Source organism: Peribacillus sp. V2I11 (assembly GCF_030817135.1).
Classification (GTDB): domain Bacteria; phylum Bacillota; class Bacilli; order Bacillales; family DSM-1321; genus Peribacillus; species Peribacillus simplex.
In genome coordinates this window covers 4625033-4647648 of record NZ_JAUSYW010000001.1, presented here as the reverse complement: position 1 = coordinate 4647648, position 22616 = coordinate 4625033, and the positions used below count along the sequence as shown (strand labels likewise).

At 41.4% G+C, this 22616-nt stretch carries 20 protein-coding genes, 2 pseudogenes and 2 riboswitches; of the genes and pseudogenes, 3 read left to right on the top strand and 19 right to left on the bottom strand.

What is annotated here, in order from left to right:
* Window positions 1-185: 185 nt before the first annotated feature.
* The 7 genes and pseudogenes from QFZ73_RS22745 to QFZ73_RS22715 all read right to left on the bottom strand — a co-directional run.
* Window positions 186-332: pseudogene (locus QFZ73_RS22745) on the bottom strand (DUF2188 domain-containing protein); the annotation flags it as partial.
* A gap of 65 nt (window positions 333-397) precedes the next feature.
* On the bottom strand, window positions 398-1324 hold the full coding sequence (locus tag QFZ73_RS22740) for a CobW family GTP-binding protein (RefSeq protein ID WP_307270988.1): 927 nt from the start codon (window positions 1322-1324) through the stop codon (window positions 398-400).
* A gap of 125 nt (window positions 1325-1449) precedes the next feature.
* Complete coding sequence (locus tag QFZ73_RS22735; protein ID WP_307270986.1) at window positions 1450-1983, bottom strand: cupin domain-containing protein; 534 nt, start codon at window positions 1981-1983, stop codon at window positions 1450-1452.
* A gap of 29 nt (window positions 1984-2012) precedes the next feature.
* Window positions 2013-2636, bottom strand: coding sequence for a methylthioribulose 1-phosphate dehydratase (locus tag QFZ73_RS22730; RefSeq protein WP_307270983.1), 624 nt, complete (start codon window positions 2634-2636; stop codon window positions 2013-2015).
* Window positions 2633-3295 (bottom strand): 2-hydroxy-3-keto-5-methylthiopentenyl-1-phosphate phosphatase, encoded by a 663-nt coding sequence (locus QFZ73_RS22725; protein WP_307270980.1) that lies wholly within the window; start codon window positions 3293-3295, stop codon window positions 2633-2635. The genes QFZ73_RS22730 and QFZ73_RS22725 overlap by 4 nt, the downstream gene beginning before the upstream one ends.
* Window positions 3296-3298: 3 nt before the next feature.
* Complete coding sequence (mtnW, locus tag QFZ73_RS22720) at window positions 3299-4531, bottom strand: 2,3-diketo-5-methylthiopentyl-1-phosphate enolase (RefSeq protein ID WP_307270978.1); 1233 nt, start codon at window positions 4529-4531, stop codon at window positions 3299-3301.
* Between the two features lie 104 nt (window positions 4532-4635).
* Window positions 4636-4788: riboswitch (SAM riboswitch) on the bottom strand.
* A 132-nt stretch (window positions 4789-4920) separates the two neighbouring features.
* Complete coding sequence (locus QFZ73_RS22715; RefSeq protein ID WP_307270975.1) at window positions 4921-6093, bottom strand: pyridoxal phosphate-dependent aminotransferase; 1173 nt, start codon at window positions 6091-6093, stop codon at window positions 4921-4923.
* Between the two features lie 99 nt (window positions 6094-6192).
* On the opposite strand from QFZ73_RS22715, the pseudogene QFZ73_RS22710 reads away from it, so the two are divergent.
* The 3 genes and pseudogenes from QFZ73_RS22710 (at window position 6193) to mtnA (ending at window position 9541) form a co-directional block, all read left to right on the top strand.
* Window positions 6193-6974 (top strand): annotated as a pseudogene (locus QFZ73_RS22710) (carbon-nitrogen family hydrolase).
* A gap of 71 nt (window positions 6975-7045) precedes the next feature.
* Window positions 7046-7199: riboswitch (SAM riboswitch) on the top strand.
* A gap of 78 nt (window positions 7200-7277) precedes the next feature.
* On the top strand, window positions 7278-8480 hold the full coding sequence (gene mtnK, locus QFZ73_RS22705; protein WP_307270974.1) for an S-methyl-5-thioribose kinase: 1203 nt from the start codon (window positions 7278-7280) through the stop codon (window positions 8478-8480).
* Window positions 8481-8494: 14 nt separating this feature from the next.
* Window positions 8495-9541: an S-methyl-5-thioribose-1-phosphate isomerase gene (gene mtnA, locus QFZ73_RS22700; RefSeq protein ID WP_251428504.1), complete on the top strand. Its 1047-nt coding sequence runs from the start codon at window positions 8495-8497 to the stop codon at window positions 9539-9541.
* Window positions 9542-9719: 178 nt separating this feature from the next.
* Here mtnA and QFZ73_RS22695 read toward each other — a convergent pair whose 3' ends face one another.
* From QFZ73_RS22695 to QFZ73_RS22640, 12 genes are all read right to left on the bottom strand, one after another.
* Entirely contained in the window at window positions 9720-10607 is an 888-nt protein-coding gene (locus QFZ73_RS22695; protein ID WP_307270973.1) for an LCP family protein, read from the bottom strand.
* Window positions 10608-10724: 117 nt separating this feature from the next.
* Window positions 10725-12182: a lmo1851 family serine protease gene (locus tag QFZ73_RS22690; RefSeq protein ID WP_446030818.1), complete on the bottom strand. Its 1458-nt coding sequence runs from the start codon at window positions 12180-12182 to the stop codon at window positions 10725-10727.
* A gap of 291 nt (window positions 12183-12473) precedes the next feature.
* On the bottom strand, window positions 12474-13178 hold the full coding sequence (gene deoD / locus QFZ73_RS22685) for a purine-nucleoside phosphorylase (protein ID WP_207440173.1): 705 nt from the start codon (window positions 13176-13178) through the stop codon (window positions 12474-12476).
* Window positions 13179-13412: 234 nt separating this feature from the next.
* Complete coding sequence (locus QFZ73_RS22680) at window positions 13413-13583, bottom strand: YozD family protein (protein ID WP_064505166.1); 171 nt, start codon at window positions 13581-13583, stop codon at window positions 13413-13415.
* 179 nt (window positions 13584-13762) lie between these two features.
* Window positions 13763-14470, bottom strand: a complete 708-nt coding sequence (locus QFZ73_RS22675) for a hypothetical protein (protein ID WP_307270965.1) — start codon at window positions 14468-14470, stop codon at window positions 13763-13765.
* 150 nt (window positions 14471-14620) lie between these two features.
* Entirely contained in the window at window positions 14621-16387 is a 1767-nt protein-coding gene (locus QFZ73_RS22670) for an ATP-binding protein (RefSeq protein ID WP_307270962.1), read from the bottom strand.
* A 14-nt stretch (window positions 16388-16401) separates the two neighbouring features.
* The gene (locus QFZ73_RS22665) at window positions 16402-16644 is read right to left on the bottom strand and encodes a YozE family protein (protein ID WP_307270959.1); all 243 of its coding nucleotides are present in this window, start codon (window positions 16642-16644) and stop codon (window positions 16402-16404) included.
* Between the two features lie 502 nt (window positions 16645-17146).
* A complete protein-coding gene (locus QFZ73_RS22660) occupies window positions 17147-17422 on the bottom strand; it encodes a YokU family protein (protein WP_307270956.1) in 276 nt (91 codons plus the stop codon).
* 1 nt (window position 17423) lies between these two features.
* The gene (gene kamA, locus QFZ73_RS22655; RefSeq protein WP_251428432.1) at window positions 17424-18827 is read right to left on the bottom strand and encodes a lysine 2,3-aminomutase; all 1404 of its coding nucleotides are present in this window, start codon (window positions 18825-18827) and stop codon (window positions 17424-17426) included.
* A gap of 119 nt (window positions 18828-18946) precedes the next feature.
* Window positions 18947-20332, bottom strand: a complete 1386-nt coding sequence (locus tag QFZ73_RS22650; protein ID WP_307270953.1) for a sigma-54 interaction domain-containing protein — start codon at window positions 20330-20332, stop codon at window positions 18947-18949.
* A gap of 82 nt (window positions 20333-20414) precedes the next feature.
* The gene (ablB, locus tag QFZ73_RS22645; RefSeq protein ID WP_307270950.1) at window positions 20415-21263 is read right to left on the bottom strand and encodes a putative beta-lysine N-acetyltransferase; all 849 of its coding nucleotides are present in this window, start codon (window positions 21261-21263) and stop codon (window positions 20415-20417) included.
* Between the two features lie 79 nt (window positions 21264-21342).
* Entirely contained in the window at window positions 21343-22614 is a 1272-nt protein-coding gene (locus QFZ73_RS22640; protein WP_307270948.1) for a peptidase, read from the bottom strand.
* Window positions 22615-22616 lie beyond the last annotated feature (2 nt).

Sequence of the window (22616 nt, the reverse complement as noted above, 5' to 3'; positions counted from 1 at the left end):
CGAGCGTAAATTTGTGCATTTGATTCAGACCAAAGGTTTACTTTCGCTTTTAGTTCTTCGTAATTAGATTAAAATGCACCTGGTGATTTTTTGAGCATAAATTTTATAAAAGGGGGATTGCTTCTAAAAGTCATTTTACTGACTTTTAGGACAGCCCCATTTTTTCAATCTTTTCCCACTGACATCTTAGCCCGGTCTATGGCAATTGGAATGGCTTTTCCATCCTCATATCCTTCATCTAATAATGCATTCGCGATCTCTATAGCCTTTTCCCTTACATCTTCATCTAAATTCTTCATCGAATTTGGGTAATCGTTCTTATTCCATGGCACTAATACCGCCTCCTTGATAAGAAAGTCTCTTTTTATGTTTCCCTTCTTTAATGGGCGGTAAACGTTTATCGAGCCGCTTTCGCTTCCAAAGCCTTCAATTGACCGATCAACATCTCCTTATCCAACTTTTCCCCGATCATGACGATATTCAATGGCATTTTCATCATTTCATTCATATACATCGGCATTCCGTAGGAGTATTGGAATAAATGGGGGTATTGTGAATGTGTAAAGGAAATGTATCCTTTCATTCGGTAGACCGTTTCCGGTAAAGCCCTAAGCCACTCTTCAAAGTCGGTTTGTGCCACGGCACCTTCAAATGTATGAACGACTGCAGTTAAATGCAAATGGTCATGTACATCAAGCTTTTGATGGCCGTTATGCCGTTTTCTTTGCATCTGCTGCAATGATATCAAGGATACGGCTGCATACTCCGTCAATAAACATACAGCATCCGTATTCAGCGCCTGTATCGTATATATCAGCTGTGCGGCCTCCATCTCACTTACTAAATCCGCTTTATTCAATAATATGAAATCGGCATGGTGGATTTGCTCGGCAAGCAACTGTCGAAGCTGCGGGGACAGTTCCTCCCGATCGCGCCACCTTAATAAATCGACGACCGTGATAATCCCTTTATACTCCAGCCTTTTGGCGAAAAGCGGCGACATGATGCCATCCAATACTTCAACTGGATGAGCTGCGCCCGTCGTTTCAATATAAACTGCATCCAGTTCATTTTCGGTTAGCAATTCATGAAGCTGAACCTCCAGTTTATCTTGAATTGTACAGCAGATGCACCCGTCAAACAACTCCTTCAGAGGCACTCCATCACCAATGAGTCCGCTGTCAACCGATACACTGCCGAGCTCATTTAAAAGCACGGCCACTTTTCTACCCGCTTCACTTTCCTGTTTTAAAATATTTCGAAGAAGCGTCGTTTTCCCGCTGCCGAGAAAGCCGCCCAATACGTACACTTCGGTTGTTTTCATTCTTATCTGCTCCTATGATACGGTTAAATTCGATTCAGTTAAATTTTATCATACTTATCTTACTAAAGCACTTGCCGGATCCACATAAAAAAAACCAGCCCGTAAGCTGGTTTTTCAACAATGATTCATGCTTGAACTTCGTCTTTTTCGTAAATCGGAACCCATCCTGCCGCTGAAACGAAGATACGGACAGCAACAGTTTTCCTATCTTCTGCCAGCGTGAAATAATGTCTTGTTGATTCTGGTACACTAATAAGATCTCCTGGATAAAGACGTACATCAAACCACTGTTTATCATTGCCTTCAATGGCAAAGATACTTGTTCCGCCTGCTATGAAACGCACTTCATCATCTTCATGGTGGTGTTCCTGCTTAAAATTTTCAAGCATTTGATCCAAGTTCGGATTCGCATCGGATAATGTGATGATATCATGCGCTTTATAGCCTCTTCTTTTGGAGATTTCCGCTATCTCCGTTTGGAATGTTGCAAGGATTTCCTCCTTGTCAGCATCTGTTAGATCGTATTTTTCCACAAGATGGGCCGGTAATTTAGAAATGTCCCATTGCTCATAAATAACCCCTTGTGTTTCTAAAAATCCTTTTACCTGTTCACCGTTTTCAATAACCTCGTTTGTTTCATGGAATCTGATCGTCGCCATCATTCATTCCTCCTCAATGAGTGTTTATCTTAAAGAACCTGCAAACGCCTTTGTTGATTAAGCAACAGTTGATATTGAAATAAAAATTCGCAAGCTTCAAGTATTCTTTTTGCTTCTAGTCCGCTTTTGCCCCAAACCGTAATACCATGATTGCGGATCAGCACGGCGCCAGAGTCATCTTCGACATGCGGCCTAAACTTATCGGATAACAGCGGAATGTCAGCGTGATTATATATGATTGGAATCCGAAGCTCCGAATCCTCTTCCCACCGACCGGTCGCTTTAATGATTTCATGATTACGAAAGGAAACTTGGCCCTCATCTCCGTACAATTCTGATATCACATTATTTTCAATTGTATGGACATGGAGTACACAGTTCGCATTGGTTTGCCGGTAAATGACTGTATGAAGTAAAGTTTCGGCCGATGGTCTTAGGTTCGTTTCTTCAACCGGGTTTCCTTTTAAGTCCACCAGTAAAAAGTCCGAATCCGATTGCTTCCTTTTATCCTTTCCGCTTGCCGTAATATAAAAGAAAGGGCTTTTGGGCTCGCGGATGGACAAGTTCCCGCTAGTTCCCATAAACCAATCCCTTTCGGCCAATTCAGCCTTAATATCTGCCAACTCCCGCCATTCTTTAGTATGAATGTTCACGCTTTAACCACCTCCTGCTGCTTTAAAATGTCGATTACATCAAAAAATGTTTCAAATCCTTGATGTGGAATCTCTTCCCTACTGCATTTTTCAAGCAATATGTCACGGGCTATGACAAAATCGGCCTGTTTTGCCGCTTCAAAATCCGTTACTGAATCTCCAATAACGAGTTTAAAATCTTCCGCACCCGCAATTTCCCTCATAATGGATGGCTTGCAGCAACCGCAATCATTATTACATTGATCATCACAAGCATGTGGCCATTCAATATAAATCTTTTCCTTATCAAAAAATGCATGGTTACAATAAACGGACTCTGTTGGCAAGATATCATTTAAAAGGGGTGCAATGAAAAAATCCATGCCCCCGCTTACAATATATAAAGGGATGTTGGCTTGTTTCGTATACTCAACGAACTCATAAAACCCTGGACGAATGCCGGCCGTCCTTCTTACATATTGGATGATGTCATCCTTCAAGCCACTATCAAGCAGGGAAAACATATCCCCAACTCCTGAAGATATACTGATTTTTTGCTGAAGGACACCGTCTTTCAACGCTTCCCATTCCGGAGGCGCAAACTTTTTCATGATTGAAATGATATTATCTGTGTTGGTGATCGTTCCGTCAAAATCACAAAAGATGATCGGTTTCATCATTTCTTATAGGCCTCCCCATAATACAAGAGCTTTTTTTAGTGTTTCTTCCTCAGCCGCCGCTTCAGATAGGTCCTTTCCTGCTAGAACGGCTTCCACAGCAGAACGGAAAGCCTTGGCCCCGCCCTCTGCTCCGTCAGGGTGTCCGTGAATTCCACCTCCGGCATTTATCACACTATCGAGTCCAAAATCCTTGATTAAGTCCGGAACCATGCCCGGATGAATGCCTGCAGAAGGAACAGGGAAGGCTTTTTTCCATGAATGTTCATCTTTTGTCAGAGCTTCAGCAATTGCCAAGGTCTCCTTTTTTTCAAGTGCGACATTTCCATAAGGGGATGGGAACAAGGATAAATCCGCACCTGATAACCTTACTAATTTACCAAGCAGTAATGGATAGCCGATCCCATAAAATGATGAAGATGCCAATGCCCCGCTATATGCGGGGTGCGCCATGATCGGCAGCTTGATACGGTCATGTTCACTCAATGCCTGCATTACATCCAAACCATATGTATGAACGTTGAACAATAAAGCATCTGCCCCTGCTTCAGCCGCTTGCTCTGCCTTATCCAATAATTCAAATGTTTTCCCTGATAGATTGACAGCATATAAAGTTCGGTGGCCAGTGGTTTCATAGACTTCATTCAATATTCTTTTTCCCGTTTTTATTCTATCGAAAAATGGAGTCAGTTCCTGGTCGAAGAGGATCTCATCATCTTTAACTAGGTCGACACCTCCTAATGCTTGTTGCCTCAGTTGATCATTATGGAATGTCAGGTCCCTTCCTAATACACCTTTAAAGATGCTCATCACCAAGGGCCGGTTAAATACGCCAACCTTTTCCCTTATGCCTTCAATGCCAAATTGCGGCCCGGGAAAAGCTGTTTGAATATCACCGACAAAATCCAAGTCGATAAGTTTTATTTCTCCATCCAATGAAAGTTTGCCGAAGACCGTCGTGAGGATTGCAGGCATATCATTGGAGAAATTCCCAGCCGGATAGGCAATTTTAAGAAGTGAACGGTATACTTTACGATTAAAATAGCTGTTTGCCCTACCTTCTTCAGATAGTGGTGTCACCGATACGACGCGTCCCTTATGTTTTTCCAATTGTTTCTGGACCAAATGAGGCAGGTCCGTCCATGTCCCGACAGTCAAACCTAAGGCAATGCTCTCTGCTTTTTTCTCATGATTTCCATTGAAGTCATGAACTAAATAAGTAGCGACTATCTCGCTCATCTGATCACTCCTATATCACGTTAGTAAACTCTCGATGCATTAACCTGAAATGGTCTCAAAATGGCAAAAGCCCCTTCATAAAGAAGAGGCTTTAAAAAGCCATCTTCTTATCTCCCAGCCATTGGCTGCAAGAATTAGCACCGTGCCTTGTGGATTTCAAGAAAATCCGGCGAAGAATTCCGCCCCATTTTACAATGGAATTACGGTCGGTTGCTGGGCTTCATAGGGCTAGTCCCTCCACCTGCTCAAAATAAGAAAACGCTGATATATAAATTGCATTCAAGTATCGAAAGATTAAGAATTTATTTTGTATTCTGACAGGTAATCCCTACTTTGTCAATAAGTTTTAACTATTTAAGGGTGAATAAATCGGATACGTCATTGCATCGTTAAAATAAGTTTAATGTACGTATCCGTTCCACAGCCTCTTTCAGCCGTTCTTCCGAAGTCAGTAGCCCTATCCTGACGTAACCTTCGCCAAATTCACCGAATCCATTCCCTGCGGCAACAGCTACGTGGGCATGCGTTAATAAATGGTCTGCAAAACTCTCGGACGTAAAACCTTTAGGTACTTTGAGCCAGGCAAAAAACGATGCCGCAGGAGCTTTGACATCCCAGCCGATTGCCCTTAATCCCTCAATGAAAACATTCCTTCGACCCTCGTACATCTGCACTAACTGCTCTACACAGCTCTGCGAGTCAAGCAAAGCGCTTGCCGCAGCTTCTTGTATCGCCGGGAAGAGACTCACATAAAGATGGTCTTGTAATAGTTCAAGAGCTTCTATTACACTCTTATTCCCCACTGCGAAGCCGACTCTCCACCCTGCCATATTGTATGTTTTCGATAGTGTGTATATTTCTATTCCTACATCCTTCGCTCCTTCCGCCTGGAGAAAGCTTATCGGTTTTTTTCCGTTGAATCCTATCGCCCCATAGGCGAAATCGTGGACCACGCAAATTGAATGCTCTTTTGCAAAGGAGACGGTTTCATCAAAGAAACTTTCAGTTGCAGAAGCACCTGTAGGATTATTGGGATAGTTCAAGAACATCATTTTGGCTTTATCAAGAACCTCTTTATGTATGTCTTTGTATTTCGGAAGAAAATCATTTTCTTCTGTCAAGGGCATCAGTTCGGTCTTTGCCTGGGCTAAAACAACACCGGAAAGATAATCCGGATAGCCTGGATCTGGAACAAGGATCGTATCACCTGGATTCAATAAACACTGCGGCAGTTCGACAAGACCTGCCTTTCCCCCGAAGAGAATCGCCACTTCACTATTCGGATCCAGCTTGACACCGTATTCACGTTCATAAAAGACGGCAGCAGCATCTTTTAAATATTGATGTCCCCGGAATGGTGAATATTTATGATTAATCGTTTTTTCAGCGGCAGACTGCAAACTTTTCACGATATGTTCTGGCGTCGGCTGATCAGGGTTTCCCTGGCCTAAATTAATGACATCATGTCCTTGCGCCGTGATCGCATTGACTTTTGCGACTAGTGAAGCAAAAAACTGCTTGGGCAGGGCCTGAAGCTGTCTGGATTTTTCAAATTGCACCATTTATACACCTTCTCTGAAATTTCTTGAAATTCTAGTCACAAATGATATATGTTTATCATAGTCTTGTAAAGCATTTTTTACATGTGGGGGTTTTAAAAGATGAAGTGGAAAATAGCTTGTATTCAAATGGATATAGCCTTCGGGCAACCAGATATCAATTTTCAGGTTGCAGAACAATGGATGGAAAAAGCAGCACGGTCAGACCCGATATCGTCATTTTACCAGAGCTTTGGACGACCGGATACGACTTGACCAGGTTAAATGAGATTGCTGATCAAGAGGCAGAAAAAACGATTGAATTTTTTTAAACACAGGCAAAGAAACACCAGATTCACATAATAGGCGGTTCCATTGCGAAAAAGACAAGCAAAGGGATCTATAATACCATGATCATCATCGATAAACATGGAAATCTCATTAAAGAATATGATAAGCTTCACTTATTTCAGTTAATGGATGAACATCTTTTCCTGCAGCCAGGAGAAAAAGATGGTTTATTTACTCTTGATGAAAAAATATGTGCTGGATTCGTTTGTTATGACATCCGTTTCCCCGAATGGCAGCGAGCACATACCGTTCAAGGCGCGGAAGTTCTATTCGTTACGGCTGAATGGCCAAAGCCGAGACTGGATCACTGGAGGGCCTTATTGATTAGCCGTGCCATCGAGAACCAAGCCTATGTTGTAGCCGTTAATCGTTCAGGTTCGGATGTCAATAATATATTTGCGGGTCATTCCTTGATTATTGATCCATGGGGGAATATCATTAGTGAAGCCGGAGAAGGAAACGAACTCCTGACAGGCACTTTGGACTTCAATAAAGTTACGGAAGCCCGTAATAAAATACCTGTATTCGAAGATCGCCGCCCTGATTTTTATTAATTTACCCATTGACAAACTATTTAAAATGTTGATATTATTTTCCCGAAGATTAAAATTTCAGAAAACATTTACTCTTATCAAGAGCAGGCTGAGGGATAAAGGCCCTATGAAGCCCAGCAACCGACTGTAATACCATTGTGAAATGGGGCGGATTCACCGCCGGATTATAAAATCCACAGAGCACGGTGCTAATTCCACCAGAATTCATTTTCTGGAAGATAAGAGGTCCGAAGCCAAAACTTCTGCCTCTTTCTATATGAAAGAGGCTTTTTTATTCTTATTTTGAATCTGGAGGGGAAAAGAATGACTCAAAACCGTTCAAATTTTAAGAGATTGACAAACGAAACAGCTATAACCCTTGCAAAAAAACTTGGGTTGGTCAATGCGGATGCAAGTTTAACATGTAAAGAAATCGGCGATGGAAACTTAAATTATGTTTTTCATATTACAGACACAGTCACAAATAAAGGGATAATCATCAAACAAGCGGTCCCTTATGCCAAGGTACTTGGTGAAAGCTGGCCGCTGACATTGAAAAGGGCGGCCATTGAAGCGAATGCGCTGATTCATTTCAGAAGTTATTGCCCCGAATTCGTACCGCAAGTCTATTATTCGGATGAACAGCTTGCCATCACAGTCATGGAGGATTTATCTCACTTGAAAATCGTTAGAACAGGATTGATCGATGGCGATTCATATCCATTTCTTTCACAGCATATTGGTGAGTATGTTGCGAAGACGGCATTTTATACATCCGATTATCATTTAGAACCATCTGCGAAAAAGGAAGTGGCCCGACATTTCACGAATCCGGAACTCTGCAAAATCACTGAGGTCTTTATTTTCACGGATCCATTTTTTGAGGAACTCCCGGGAGATTTCGAGGTGGAATTGACCGATGCCGCCAAAAATATATGGAATGATCAAGAAGTGATACTTGAGGTCGCTAAGCTGAAACAAAGCTTTGAAACAGAGCAGGAAGCCTTGCTTCATGGAGATTTACATACTGGAAGTATATTTGCAAGTGAAACTGAAACAAAGGTTATTGATCCGGAATTCGCTTTTTATGGGCCAGTTGGTTTTGACCTTGGTCAATACACCGCCAACCTTCTCTTCCAGGCAATTATACGAAATGGCGCAGGAAAGGAAGAGATTTTCTCACACCTTCATGAATTTTGGAATGCCTTTGAAGAAACCTATACCGAATTATGGGAAGGCCAAAATAAAAGCCCATTCCGCCATGTTAAGGGTTATCTGCCTTATTTACTGACAAAATTCAAAAAAGATGCATTCGGTTTTGCCGGCTGTGAACTGATTCGGAGAACCATCGGCCTTTCCCATGTTGCCGATTTAAACATCATTGAAGATAAAGAAACAAGGATCGCTGCCAAAACGGAAACATTGGAAATTGGTGCATTTTTAATTAAAAAACGGGAAGAATTGGATGTTCCAGCTGTCATTGAAGCGTTGAAGCAACGTACACTGCCATCTTATTCAACCATTTAAAAGGAGACCTGCACATGACTACACTAGCACCCTTACCATATTCGGTACAATGGGATGATACCCATATTACATTATTAAATCAACAAGCCCTTCCTTCCCTAACTGAATTTATAGAACTTCATTCTGTTGATGATGTATATGACAGCATTTTGTCTTTAAAAGTTCGCGGTGCCCCAGCTATTGGACTGACGGCAGCATTTGGTGTTGCACTTGGTGCCAAACAGGAAACAACCGCTGAATTAGGGGAATTCAAGAAAAATGTAACGGGGCATATCGAAAAACTCGCCTCTTCTCGGCCAACTGCAGTCAACCTTTTTTGGGCTTTAAGGAGGATGGAGAACACCTTGCAAGCTGCGCAAAGCATTTCAACTGCCAAGGAAGCACTTGTATCGGAGGCTAAAGCAATCTTTGCTGAAGATGAAGAAATGTGCAGGAAAATAGGGGAACATGGTTTATCCTTATTCACTAGAGGAGATTCCATTCTAACGCATTGCAACGCTGGGGGAATTGCCACAGCTCGGTATGGCACAGCCTTGGCTCCCTTCCACCTGGCTAAGGAAAGGGACTTTCCGCTAAAAGTGTACGCCTGTGAAACCAGGCCTGTCCTGCAAGGGGCGCGTTTGACTGCTTGGGAATTGATGCAAGCCGGGGTTGATGTCACCTTAATTTCTGATAATATGGCTGCCCATACGATTCACCAGAAACGAATAAATGGAATTATCGTCGGGGCCGACAGGATTGCGGCTAATGGTGATACAGCCAATAAAATCGGGACATTGGGATTGGCCATATTAGCCAAGCACTTTGGTATCCCTTTTTATGTGGCCGCACCATCAAGCACATTCGACCTATCTATCGAATCCGGCACATCCATCCCGATCGAAGAACGGAATGAAGCGGAAATCACCTTCATTCAAGGTGTAAGGGTCGCTCCGGAAAACGTGAAGACTTTCAATCCAGCCTTTGACGTTACACCGAATCATCTAATTACAAGCATCATTACCGAAAATGGCATCATAACACCGGATTTCATCAAAAACATTCCGCATTTTGTTAATTGATCCAGGCTCCTTTATTGGAGATAAAAAACGAGAAGGATTTCGTATCCCTCTCGTTTTTTAAAAATGATCGATTATGATTATTCTTGCGAGGTATATACTACAATAATTTAAGTGAATTCGAACATATTCACTTAATATAAGGATGTTTTCGATAACAAATGAGAATTGGAAATTCTTATTATTTTGAAAAGAACTCCTGAAGTGCCTTCTTATTTTTAGTGTAGTCCATTTCCAAAACAGCTCCGGACTGGGGATATATTTCATCTTTAAAGCTTCCCCCCACTGGAACCCTTAAGGTTTCGACGGTGTCCGGTGTATGGAAGACTATTTTTGGACCCATTTCCATTATTGTTTTCAGTCCAATATCTGTATCCAAGTACGAGAGTCCTTGTTCGATGATACTAGGAAGGGCTGCCATCCCTTCGAAGGATGAGATTTGATTTATAAACGCTGTTTTTAATTGAACCATTACTTCTTGTTGACGCTCTACCCTTCCAAAATCACTTTCATCGTCATGTCTAAAACGGACATATTTCAATAGTTCCTCACCATGTAAAACATTTTTACCTACGCTTGCCTGAATGCTCATATCATCAATGATTTCCTGATCCACATTCAGCTCTACACCATCAGGTGCAAGTAAATCGACCATCTTCACAAAACCCTGGAAGTCAATTACCGCTACATGATCGACCTTGACATCGAAATTTTCCTGTATCGTTTTCTTGAGCAGTTCCCGTCCACCATAATAATAAGCTGCATTTATTTTGTTGTATACTGATTTATTCCCGGGGATTTTCACATAACTATCACGCATAATGGAAGCGAGCTTCAGTTTCTCCTGCTCAGGAAAGTATTTTGCAAGGATAATCGCATCTGATCGAGATTTTTGCTCTCCCCTTGTATCAACACCAATTAACAGAAATGTTTTTACGTTTTCCTGGTTCTCTTCTTTGGTTAGTTTTTTTTCCGTACCTGCATTTCCATTTTGTTTGGGTAAAGGGGCATAGGTGCAGCCTGCCAGAATCAAGATCAATAGATATATGAACAATACCTTTTCTTTCATTAGTTCACCTCATTGGAAAATTACCCCTATTCTCTGCCTAATATTGGAATACTATGCATTAAACGACAAAAAAGCCTGCAACGATAATCGTTGGGCAGGCTTTTCGACCAAAATCATTTATTTGATTTCTTTCTTTAATACTTCTACCGCTTTTTTCACTTGTGTGTCGTTCTTAAGGATTTTCTCACGGATGACCTGCATCAATTTCACGGTAGTATCACCTTTAATGGTGCCAGTTTCTTTAATTTTTTGTTCCCTTTGGAATGCTATGACCGCATTCGTGGTTGCTTGATCAAAGAATCCATCTATCTTACCTGGATCATGGCCTGCTTCCTTCAGCATCTCTTCAGCTGCTTTCACTTCACTCGAAGAATCGGATGCTTTCAATTCCTTATCAGGCGAAATGTACGGAAGGCTGGCATAATCAGGAAGCTTCACATTAATATCCGGCTTAATCCCTTTTTTATGAATCCAATTGCCTTCAGGAGTCAACCATTTAGCTGCCGTATATTTGAAGTTAGATCCATCTTCAAAGTCTTGGGCAGTCTGCACTGTCCCCTTCCCAAATGACTTGACACCAATCAATGGAATGTCCGCAGACTCACTGACAGCCGCTGCAACGATTTCAGAAGCACTGGCACTTCCATCATCAATCAACACGACTACCGGGATTTTCAGTTCTCCATCATTCTTCGATTTATAGACATCTTTTTTCCCGCTGCGCTCCTCAACTTGAAGGACCACTTTCCCATTAGGTACGAACAGGCTTGCCATTTCTATAGCTTGGTCAAGAAGTCCCCCTGGGTTTCCCCGCAAATCCAATACGAGACCCTTCATATCCTTCTTCGACATTTCTTCAAGCGCCGTTTTCAGCTCTTGGACTGTATGTTCGGAAAAACTGGTCACTTGAATTTTTGCAACTCCATCATCCAGCATTTCCGCATATACCGTTTCAATCGGAATTGTATCCCGTTTAATGGTGAGCTCAATCGGTTCCGACTCACCAGCTCTTGAGATGGATAAATCCACTTTCGTTCCCTTTTCGCCCCTGATCTTCAAGACAGCTTCAGAAGAGCTTAGTCCTTCAACGCTTTTACCGTCCACACTTAAAATGATATCATTCGGTTTTACCCCTGCTTTTTCTGCTGGGGACCCTTTTATCGGTGAGACGACCATGATTTGATCATCCTGCTCCTGAATCTCAGCACCGATTCCTTCAAAAGATGAAGAGATGCTCTCATGGAAACTCGATGCTTCCTTTTTATCCATATAAGCAGAGTAGGGATCATCCAATGATTTGATCATTCCATTAATTGCCCCGTCAACCAGCTTATCTTGATCAATCTCTTCATAATAGTTATCTTTTATCGTATCGTATGTAGAATACAGCTTTTCAAATTCCGAATGTTTATCCGGTGCTAATGACTCTACTTTTTTATCTCCAAAGGTCAAGGCTATTGTAGTAATCCCTGCAGTTAGAAATATGACTAAGAAAATCCCCATAATGAACGTAAACTTCTTTATTTTGATGAATTTCCCTGCCTCTTTTGGCTGTTTTTGATTTTCTTCTTCCACTGAAGCCTCACCACTTTCATTCTTCATGACGATAGATATAAACGATTTCTTTCTATTTTATCAGCTTTCATGCCAATCGAAAAATAATAGTTATCAAAAATAACAACTTATGTCCATATGTATTTTTTTTACCCCTCCGTAAACGTTAAATATAGAGAAAGCTCTAAGGGCAACAGGCATCTCCTGACATTACAAAAATACGGATACCAAGGAATAAATGAACCTGTATCCCGACTGTCATTATACAGCATCACTCTTCCTGGTCACCCGTCTGTCATTTACATCCAATTATCAGTCCTGGATAGCTGCTTCCAATGCCACTTCAACCATTTCGTTAAAAGTTGACTGGCGCTCATCCGACGTCGTTTCCTCACCGGTTAAAATGTGATCGGAAATGGTTAATACAGATAAAGCTTGGCGGCCAAATTTAGCAGCAAGCGTGTATAGGGCTGCTGATTCCATTTCTATCGCAAGTATTTGGTATTTTGCCCATTTTTCCAATTCACTATTATCGTTATAAAACTGATCGGCCGTAAATACATTACCGACCTTCAATTGCAAGCCTTTAGCCGTGCCGGCGTCATAAGCTTTTCTTAGTAATTCGAAATCTGCGGTTGGGGCAAAGTCCACCCCGCCGAAAGTCATGCGGTTCATTTGGGAATCGGTGGAAGCACTCATGGCAAGGATCACATCCCTGACTTTTACATCTTTTTGAATCGCTCCTGCAGTTCCCACACGAATCAGCTTCTGGACATTATAGCTATTCATCAATTCATTCACGTAAATCGAAATGGATGGGACACCCATGCCTGTACCTTGTACAGAAATTCGTTTCCCTTTATATGTCCCTGTATATCCAAACATGTTACGAACTTCATTATAAAGTTTAGCATCCTCTAAAAACGTTTCAGCAATATATTTTGCACGCAACGGGTCCCCAGGAAGTAAGACCGTTTCCGCAATTTCATTTTCTTTTGCACCAATATGTACGCTCATACGACTATGTCCTCCTTAACTTGTGGTTGAAATGATATTCAAAAACTACTATACCATATCAACCACAAGTTAGGAAAATTGAACCTTATCCTAGAACTTGAAAAACTGGAAATCACGAAAAGACTTTTGGCACCCTTCCTCTAAACCGCAAACAAAACGGCGGAGGTCCGCCGTCTTTTTTTTAATGGTTAATAAAATTAAGGGAAAGGAAGCTGATAACCGTCTTATGACAGGTTACTCATCGACTTCTTCATCAATTATGCATTTTTCAAGAAGATATTCGAATGTGATGTCAGCAAGATCTTCAACTTCAGCTTCTGTTGGAAGATAGCCCCGTCTTATCAATTCTTGAAAAAAGAATTCCGCTATCTCTTCTGTGTCAATAAAAACCTCAATTTCTCGCAAATCATCGCCCCCTTATTTAAAGGTCTATGAATGTGTAGAGACAAATATACCAGTAAGGCATCCCATAATGGAAAATCATATGAAGGGCCTATAAATATCATGGTCCATTCGTGTTCAATTTGAATGGAAGCTTTTATAGGAAATTTGGAAAATTCCCTTTAAAAAGTTTGGGATACCTTTCACTTCGTTTGTTTCTTTTTATGATCCGGATAAATTTCCTCTGCCGCTTTTTCAATTTTAGCAAGGGCAATCTTCATGATATGACGATATTCATCATCGCCAAAATGTTCGTAGAGCTTACAATAATCATTATATAAATCCAACAGTCCATCAATCATTTCCTTTTTTTCATTTTTTGTCATTGTCATATCTCGCTCACCTTTACCAGGGTTGTTTTGTTTAGCAATGATAGCAAGCTCATTTTTCTTGTTAGGAAGGAGCAGACCCAGCTTTTTAATGATTCCATCTGCACGTTTAGCATCGGCTATCAAAGTCAGTTCTTCTTCATGCGCTTCAAGCCATTCACCATCCGAGAGTCTTGATAACTCATAGATTACATCCTCCCAGGCATTTTCCTTATAGCGCCAAATTTCCGTTCGATAGCCGATAATCTTGAAATAATCCTGTTCATATCCATCCACCTGGACCAAGTCACCTAATAAATATTTATATTCAATATCAATTTGCTCTTTTTGATAAAGGATTTCACCTTCATATTCATTTATCGATTGCAATGTTTTTTCGATATAAAGACCTTCACTATAGTTCACTTCATACACATAAGCACCATCGAGAAATTTCACATCGGTTATATTCCCGACTGTCCCATACATTGTTATTACGACTGTATCGCCTAATTTAAATTTCGGCTGTTTTTTTTTGCCCATAAGAGACATCCCCCAATATGGTCCTTATCGTTTGATTAGTAAATTATATGCACAAACAAACATGGAGGTTAATGGAAATGAGAGGGCATTTTGCTCATTTAGCTAAGTAACCGGCCCATTTATTAAAGGGCACTACAACCAAAAACCGCCTCATTTAACGAGACGGTTCGTAGTGGGGATGGTGAGCGTCACTTTCGTTCCTTCGTCGCAAACGCTCTCAATTTGGAATTTCCCTTTTAATTCCTCCATTATCTGAATGCAAGTCGCCACACCTAATCCGTTTCCATCCAGTTTGGTGGTATAAAAGGGCATACCGATATTTTTTATATTCTCGGGACTGATGCCTTTTCCATCATCGCTGATCACTAATCTTATATATTGGGACACGGAATTCTGATGCAGTTCAATCTGCCCCCTTGCTTCGATGGCTTCACAGGAATTATTCAAGACATTCAAAAGAACCTGCCTTAACCGGTTTCTGTCTGAATAAACAACGACGGATTGTGTCACCCTATTAATTAGTCTTACATGAGAACTCGGGATTGAGGAAGTATAGGTATCTATAATTTCTTCAAGGAAATCCTTTAAATCGATTTTCCCCCATTCCAGTTGATGCGGTTTTGCCAAATCAAGAAGTTGTGTCACGAATACATTGACCCGATTCACTTCATGAAGCATGACATCACTATATTTTTCTATTAATGATTTATCATGATCCTGGCTCTTCAATAATTGGAAAAAACCCTTTATTGTCGTCAACGGGTTCCTGATTTCATGGGCGACACCGGCAGCAAGCTGGCCAACATATTTCAATTTTTCCGTTCGGACGATTTCCTTCTCACGATCTTCTATCGTTTCCATCATTCTTAGAAAGGCAAGGTTCAATTTTTCCATTTCCTCGAAGCTTCTTTTGTCGGAAATGATGAATTCCTTTCCTCCAATGAAATCCTCTGTCGCTTCGACAAGCTCTTGAACTGGCCGCACGAGGGTCTTTGTCAGTAAATAGACTGCCAGAATGATAGAAACAAAAACGATGCTGTAGACGGTCAGGTACCGTGTTAAAAGGTCATTCAAAGGCTGAAACACCTGTTTCTTATCAGCACCCACAACAATAAACCATTTATTCTCCGTTTCTGCTATCGTATGGACAGGCTGGATGGAATATATTTTTTCCCCATTCTCTGCACTGTACAATTCATCCGATAACGAGGCTTCCATCAGCTTATCTTTCGTTAATCCCATTTCTTTCAAGGCAGAATCCTGCATGACGCCATTCGGGTCTTTTTTCGAAATCATGATGCCTTCTTGATTGATCATGAAAAAGTTCACTGGGTATTTATCGCTAATTTCATTAGCCTTTTTCTCCATCATCTCCCAAAGTCCTTCCAATCGGAAAGCTGGAGATACGACACCGATCATTTCCCCTGCATTATCATATACCGGTGCACTCAGAGCTATTATGGGTTCTGAGTAAGCCCGGGTTTTATAAACGTCAGAAAGGAATACATGTCCCTCTAAGGCCTCTTTGAACCATATTTTCTTCGCTAGGTTGGCCCCGATCATTTTATTGGATGTATCTGCAATGACATTGCCTTTCATATCCAAATGCAAGACACCGTAATAATTTCCTTTTAAATCGATAAACTTTTTTAGTTCATCTGACTTCTCTTCTTTTGAATAGCCAGGATTGATGATTACCGAATTTGCACTTATTAACTTCACATCACTGATCCGTTCGTTCAAATAGCTATATGTTTCATTTACTATATACAGTGAACCTGCGTTCAGGGCATTTTTTGCTTCCTTTTCCAGCAGGGACCTTTGTGATCCATAGGATATGATCCCCAATATCAGAAGCGGAACACTTGCTATAAGTAAAGAATAAAGCAAAATTCGGGTTTGAAGGCTTTTAAGCATCCTTCCGATCCTCCCTATTCCTGTTCTCCCAATAGGAGTCCTTCTTCTATTTGGACATACTGTTCCCACGCTTGATCGAATACTGACATACTTTCGAGATAGTCTCCATTCAATTCTAAATAACTGCTCAGTTCATTATAATCAGTCGATTGTTTTGGGAAGCCATGATCCTCATAGGCATGATTGGCAAATTTAGTGATTGCATCAATTTCCTTTGGTTGTCGAAATTTCATTAAATATAAATAAAATGGTCTCATGATGTCGAGCCCCCCCTAAAATAACTATGATTTCTGCTTTAATATATCGGAAACTTTCGCTTCCGTCCACTTTTTTAAAAATCAATTTGGTTTTTTCTTCCTCATTTTATATAAATCCACGATTTTTCAACATAAAATGCATTCGTAATATTACGGAATTACAATTAAATATCGTACTCATTCCATATTGATTACATCCTTTTAAGAAACTTTTTTCTATTAACGACTTAGTTCTTCATGATTCTAAAGGAAACGAAGTGCTTCAATCTTGTTTACCCACTTCTTCAATCAAATGCCCAAGTCCCATAAAAACACGCGGAGCATGTTCTGTCATGCAGCATGAAGGATGGCGGAATTACTTCAAAACCTTATTATACAATTCGCCCGCAGGCTTCATTTTGTAAAAGGGAAATCCCCTTCATCTAAGATAGAAATAGTGGTTTACACTGTTCTGTCTAAAATGAGGGGATTTATTCTTTTATGGAAAAAGTACACCTTGCCACTAAAAGTCAAAGTAATTACGTTTCAACAGCCTTTTCATGTTCATTAGCTCACTGTACTTCGTTTGTTTTTCAAGCTGTTTCGAATCAATTAAAAATAGTTGATTTTCAATTTCCTTCACTATTTCATCACTTTGAAAAAAAGCATCGCAACTCTCACAATGAGATGAAGGGGTTTCCGTAATTTCAACCGCCCTCGTACCATCCGGCAGTTCCCAATACACAGTCCCCTTTACTGATGCAAGCTTCCCTTTCTCACACCACGGACATATCTCCATGCTATTCATCCCCCTTTGGGGTGCTCTTTTTTTGCTGTGCCTGGAATTTCTTTTCTTTTAACAGATCTCGCTTTTCACGTTGGTTTTTCAATGAAGCGTGCTCGGGGTTGGTCACGTAATTTTCCCGTCGATTCATTCGCTTCAGCCCTTCAGGCACTAAATTGAATTGCTTGTCGTTCATTAAACCGGATACACCTATATCTGACTGTTTTTCTTCCATATCAGGATATACCCCTTTGAAATAATCATCTGCAAGTCCTGGTGTATATTGCTCAGGTTCAGGATATGTGGTAATCACCCCTTCAAAATTGCGCAGCACCGTTTTTGTCGGAGATTGTGAAAGGATATAATTCGGCTGCAGTGTAATTTTCCCTCCCCCTCCTGGAGCATCGACGACGAAGGTAGGTACAGCATACCCGGATGTATGGCCTCGGAGCCCCTCGATGATTTCAATCCCTTTTGAAATGGGAGCCCTGAAATGACCAATGCCTTCCGATAGATCGCACTGATAAATATAGTAAGGGCGGACACGGATCTTAACAAGATCATGCATCAGTTTTTTCATGATTGCGACACTGTCATTTATCCCCGCTAAAATAACTGCCTGGTTGCCCACAGGTACACCTGCATCGGCAAGCATCTCACATGCTTTCTTTGACTCCTCGGTAATTTCTATCGAGGTATTGAAATGAGTATTCAGCCAAACCGGATGATATTTTTTTAAGATGGCACATAAATTTCCAGTGATTCTTTGAGGGAAAACAACCGGAGCCCGCGTACCTATCCTGATTATTTCAACATGAGGAATATCCCTTAAGTTTTTGAGGATATATTCAAGGATCGTGTCATTGATCAATAATCCGTCCCCGCCGGAAATAAGAACATCCCGAACTGCCGGTGTGTCACGTATATAACCGATTGCAGCGTCCAATTGTTTTTTTGGCACGCCCATGCCAATTTGGCCTGAAAAGCGTCTTCGCGTACAGTAACGGCAGTACATGGAGCACTGATTCGTCACCAAAAAAAGTACGCGATCCGGATATCTATGGGTCAGTCCCGGTACAGGTGAGTCCTCATCCTCATGAAGGGGGTCTTCCATGTCATATTTCGTTTTATGCATTTCTTCCGAGATTGGGACCGATTGCATTCTGATTGGACACCTTGGGTCATCTTTATTCATTAACGAAGCATAGTATGGGGTGATATTCAATGGAATGGTTTTTGTGGAAATCCTCACACCTTCCTCTTCATCCAAAGTCAGGTTTATCACTTTTTTCAAATCATCAACAGTTCGGATCGTATTCGTAAGCTGCCACAGCCAGTTGTTCCATTGTTCTTCGGTAACATCTTTCCATAGCTCTATATCTTTCCAATTGCGATCTGGCTTATATAAGTCAAATAACATGGTTATACCTCCTGAGTTATGATAGTAGTATTAAATGCAAGAAGGGTGCCAAAATGACCCAAAAATTCGAAGGCCCATAAAAAAAACCGGACTGCTGGCTGCATCCGGATTTTTTCCATTCAAATATGTTTTTTTATTTTATATTGCAAGGTCTGTCTTGGAATTTGCAATAGTTTCGATGCCTGGAAAACGTTACCGTTCGTTTGAAGAAGGGCCTCGGTAATCAATTTCGTTTCCATCTCAATCATTGCCTCACGAAGCGGAAGTATTTTTTCCGATGAGGAAGTGATGCGCTTTTTTAAAAACTGGGGCAAATCTTCAAGGTTCAAAACATCATTCTCCGTATGGTTCATCATGAATTCTATCGTATGTTTAAGCTCCCTTACGTTTCCAGGCCAATGATATTTCCGAAAAAAAACCTTTGCGTTCTCATCCATGCCTTTTATGGACAATCCTAATTTACTGTTAAATATTGATATGAAATGTTCAGTAAGAAGCTCTATATCATCAATCCGATCCCTTAGCGGAGGGAGCTCGTAGCTCAAAACGTTTAATCGGTAAAATAAATCCGGCCTTAGCCTGTTTTCCGATACGGCCTTTTTAGGATCTATATTCATCGCTGCCATGATCCTGACATCCACCTGTACACTCTTTGTACCGCCTATCCTCCTGATGAACCCATCTTCAAGCACACGCAGAAGCTTTGCCTGCAAGTCAATCGGCATCGATTGCAATTCATCCAAAAACAAGGTTCCGCCATTGGCTAATTCAAACAATCCCTGGCGTTCCATAGCACCAGTGTAGCTTCCTTTAGCCGTACCGAATAGAAGCGATTCCAATAAATTTTCTGGTAAGGCCGCACAATTTTGCGCGATGAATGGTTCTTTACTGCGGCACGAATCCTGGTGGATGCTTTGAACAAAAAGCTCTTTCCCTACACCGCTTTCCCCATAAACCAATACCGATGAGGAGGAGCGGGCCGCCTTTTTCCCTTGTGATATCAAACCTTTAAACCCAGTATCACTTGTCAAGATTTCAGTGAAAGAATACAATCTGCCATTCCCAGGCGTTTTCCTTTCAGGACTTTTGATCGTCTTGAGCGAGCTTTCCAGGTCAGCTAACCTTTCAGATAATTGCTTCAAGCTTGAATAATCCTTGGCAATTTCTATTGCACCTATCATAAACCCATCAACATATATGGGGAGCGTCGTATTTAACGTCTCAATGATTCGCCCATGTGCATTTACGTACGATTGACTATAGTTGTAGATTGGTTTTTCAGATTTAATGACCCGGAGTAAGGTCGATGATTTGTGATTCAAAGAAGGGAAGGCTTCAAGCAACGGTTTCCCAAGCACCTCACTTCTTTTCATCCCATCATGATTGGCCGCCACTCCATTATAAAAGATGGTCTGTCCTTTTGGATCTATCACATGAATGCCTTCATCAATGGTTTCTAATATCGCTTCCAACACTTCACTTGTATTAAAAAATTCGCTTGGCAAGATACCCCTCCTTAAGAACTTCTTGCTAGATGTATATGAGGGAATGCCAAAAACTTGTCATCAACCGCCTAAAATTGAGCATTCAAGTAAAATTTTTCACCCAAAGGTTCATGTCTTCCAGTTTATCGAAAATAAAACAATTATTGGCCAAACGTCCGCGGTACGAGTATCCATGCTGATGCAATGCAGCATTCATGCCGAATGAGAGCGACCGGGCAATCGAATAGATACAATAAACCCCATGTGAAATAAGATAGTCTTCAAGCGCGGAAATCAAGTGTTTCATCAAGCCGTACTGCCGATGTTCCGGCAATGTCGCACAGTCAGTGATTTCTGCATTATGGTAAAAGGAATCAATTTCTGCGGAAGCAGCACTGACAATCCTCTCTTCATGGACATAAATATAAAAAACCGTTCCCATTTCCATGCACTTCTTCACATATACCGGATCATTCATCGGTGTGGGATACACTTCGAAAACCTTCCCATACAATTGGGCCAGCTGAAGTGCATCGGTAACTTCCGCTTTACGACCTTGATAGGCTGACGGCGGATCATCTATTCCGGATTTTATCGGCAGACTCTGAACATCGGTAAGGATTTGATCTTCCTTTTCCCATTGTGCACTGTTGCGCCTTTCATTCCGGGTATATTTAACAAGGAAGAAACAATCGCTTCCCAAAAAGAATTTATCGATGCTTCCTTCATATAGAAAGCCCTGAGCAAGCAATGCCATAACGTTTTCCTTGCGTGACTTGAAGATGATTTTTTCTGCTGATATGCTCTTAGCCACCTTCAAAGATTCCTCCACGCATTCTTGAAAATGACCTAGATAATCATCAACCCTGATTCGCTTATTAAAATGGTCGATCGTAATATGTATGGTGCACCTTGGCTTTTGAATTCTTTTTTCAATGATTCCAGCCTCCATTTGTCCCGCTCCTTTCACATCTTCGAAAATTGTTGTGAAAGGCCTGACCCTTCCTGGAATCAGACCTTGGGAAAAATGATTATTCCTGTTCCACCCCACACCATTCAATAATGGTCAATGCGATGATTTCCGCAACCTCCATCATTTTATCCACCTCTATATATTCGTTCGAATCATGTGCCATCTTCGTTTCCCCTGGTCCAAACACAACTACGGGGGTAGAGCCAACCAATGAAAGATACCCTCCATCCGTCGCCCAAGGGGACGCTTCGACAAGCGGTTCTTCCCCTACCACTTTTTCAAAGTATGTGCCAATTGTCTTCATAAGCGGGTGATTTATTTCGAGATTGCCAGGAAGCCATCTGGCCCCAAACCATTCTAATTCAATAGGTTTTTCTTTGAACCATGCATCACTTAGGTTTAAAGCATCTATTCGCTCCTTCAGCGATTTTTGTGCCTCTTCCATGGTTTCTGTCGGGGCGATGCCGAATCTACCTTCCAGAACGGCTGTATCCGGCACGGAGGAAGGCCAATTCCCGCTTTGAATGCTTCCTATGTTGATTGGAATGGGGATAGGGACATTTTTATAGAGTGAATGGCGGAGTGACTCATTCCGTTCTTGTTCAAGTATCTTGATTTCTTTCATTACACCAACCGCTTTATCTATTGCACTGACTCCTTCATACCTCGTGCCTCCATGTGCAGACTTGCCTTTTATTCTCAGTCGAAACCACATCGAACCTTGCTGTAAAGGGAATAGTTTCATATTTGTGGGCTCCGGAATGATTGCACCATCAGCTTTGTACCCCCGTAAGACTGCCGCAAGTGTACCTGCACCACCGCTTTCCTCTTCAATCACACTCTGGAATATCACATCTCCCTTCAATTGGATTCCAGATTCGACGATCGCTTCAATGGCCAGCAATAAAGATACATTGCCGCCTTTCATATCTGTAGTCCCCCGGCCGAACACTTTCCCGTCTATTAACTTGCCGCTATAGGGTTCATCGTGCCATGCTGCATGATCTCCTTCAGGAACTACATCAATATGTCCGTTTAATATAAGGGATTTCCCCTTGCCTGTTCCTCTTTTAATAGCCACAAGGTTCGGATTTCCTTTAAAATCCCTGCGGTCGCAATAAAAATGGGGATGTTTTCTTAATTGTTCATCCCCGATTTCCCAAAGATCTATTTCTAGACCAAGTTGTCTGCACTTCTCGACCACAATGGCTTGTGCACTTCCTTCTTGCCCCCTTTTGCTCGGTTCCTGAACCAGTTTTTGCAAAAGCTGAACCCCATTCATCCGGTGTTCATTCAACCATGTTCTTATCTTTTCCTCATACATATCCATTC

Bases quoted from the DNA above. Each gene is read 5' to 3' on its own strand.
- mtnW (WP_307270978.1), bottom strand. From the start codon at position 4,531: ATGAGCGAGATAGTCGCTACTTATTTAGTTCATGACTTCAATGGAAAT.
- mtnA (WP_251428504.1), top strand. From the start codon at position 8,495: ATGACTACACTAGCACCCTTACCATATTCGGTACAATGGGATGATACC.
- QFZ73_RS22675 (WP_307270965.1), bottom strand. From the start codon at position 14,470: ATGGGCAAAAAAAAACAGCCGAAATTTAAATTAGGCGATACAGTCGTA.
- QFZ73_RS22695 (WP_307270973.1), bottom strand. From the start codon at position 10,607: ATGAAAGAAAAGGTATTGTTCATATATCTATTGATCTTGATTCTGGCA.
- QFZ73_RS22640 (WP_307270948.1), bottom strand. From the start codon at position 22,614: ATGGATATGTATGAGGAAAAGATAAGAACATGGTTGAATGAACACCGG.
- QFZ73_RS22665 (WP_307270959.1), bottom strand. From the start codon at position 16,644: ATGAGACCATTTTATTTATATTTAATGAAATTTCGACAACCAAAGGAA.
- QFZ73_RS22740 (WP_307270988.1), bottom strand. From the start codon at position 1,324: ATGAAAACAACCGAAGTGTACGTATTGGGCGGCTTTCTCGGCAGCGGG.
- mtnK (WP_307270974.1), top strand. From the start codon at position 7,278: ATGACTCAAAACCGTTCAAATTTTAAGAGATTGACAAACGAAACAGCT.
- QFZ73_RS22725 (WP_307270980.1), bottom strand. From the start codon at position 3,295: ATGATGAAACCGATCATCTTTTGTGATTTTGACGGAACGATCACCAAC.
- QFZ73_RS22660 (WP_307270956.1), bottom strand. From the start codon at position 17,422: ATGGAGATATGTCCGTGGTGTGAGAAAGGGAAGCTTGCATCAGTAAAG.
- ablB (WP_307270950.1), bottom strand. From the start codon at position 21,263: ATGGAGGCTGGAATCATTGAAAAAAGAATTCAAAAGCCAAGGTGCACC.
- deoD (WP_207440173.1), bottom strand. From the start codon at position 13,178: ATGAGCGTACATATTGGTGCAAAAGAAAATGAAATTGCGGAAACGGTC.
- QFZ73_RS22715 (WP_307270975.1), bottom strand. From the start codon at position 6,093: ATGGTGCAATTTGAAAAATCCAGACAGCTTCAGGCCCTGCCCAAGCAG.
- QFZ73_RS22735 (WP_307270986.1), bottom strand. From the start codon at position 1,983: ATGGCGACGATCAGATTCCATGAAACAAACGAGGTTATTGAAAACGGT.
- kamA (WP_251428432.1), bottom strand. From the start codon at position 18,827: ATGTTATTTGACTTATATAAGCCAGATCGCAATTGGAAAGATATAGAG.
- QFZ73_RS22670 (WP_307270962.1), bottom strand. From the start codon at position 16,387: ATGCTTAAAAGCCTTCAAACCCGAATTTTGCTTTATTCTTTACTTATA.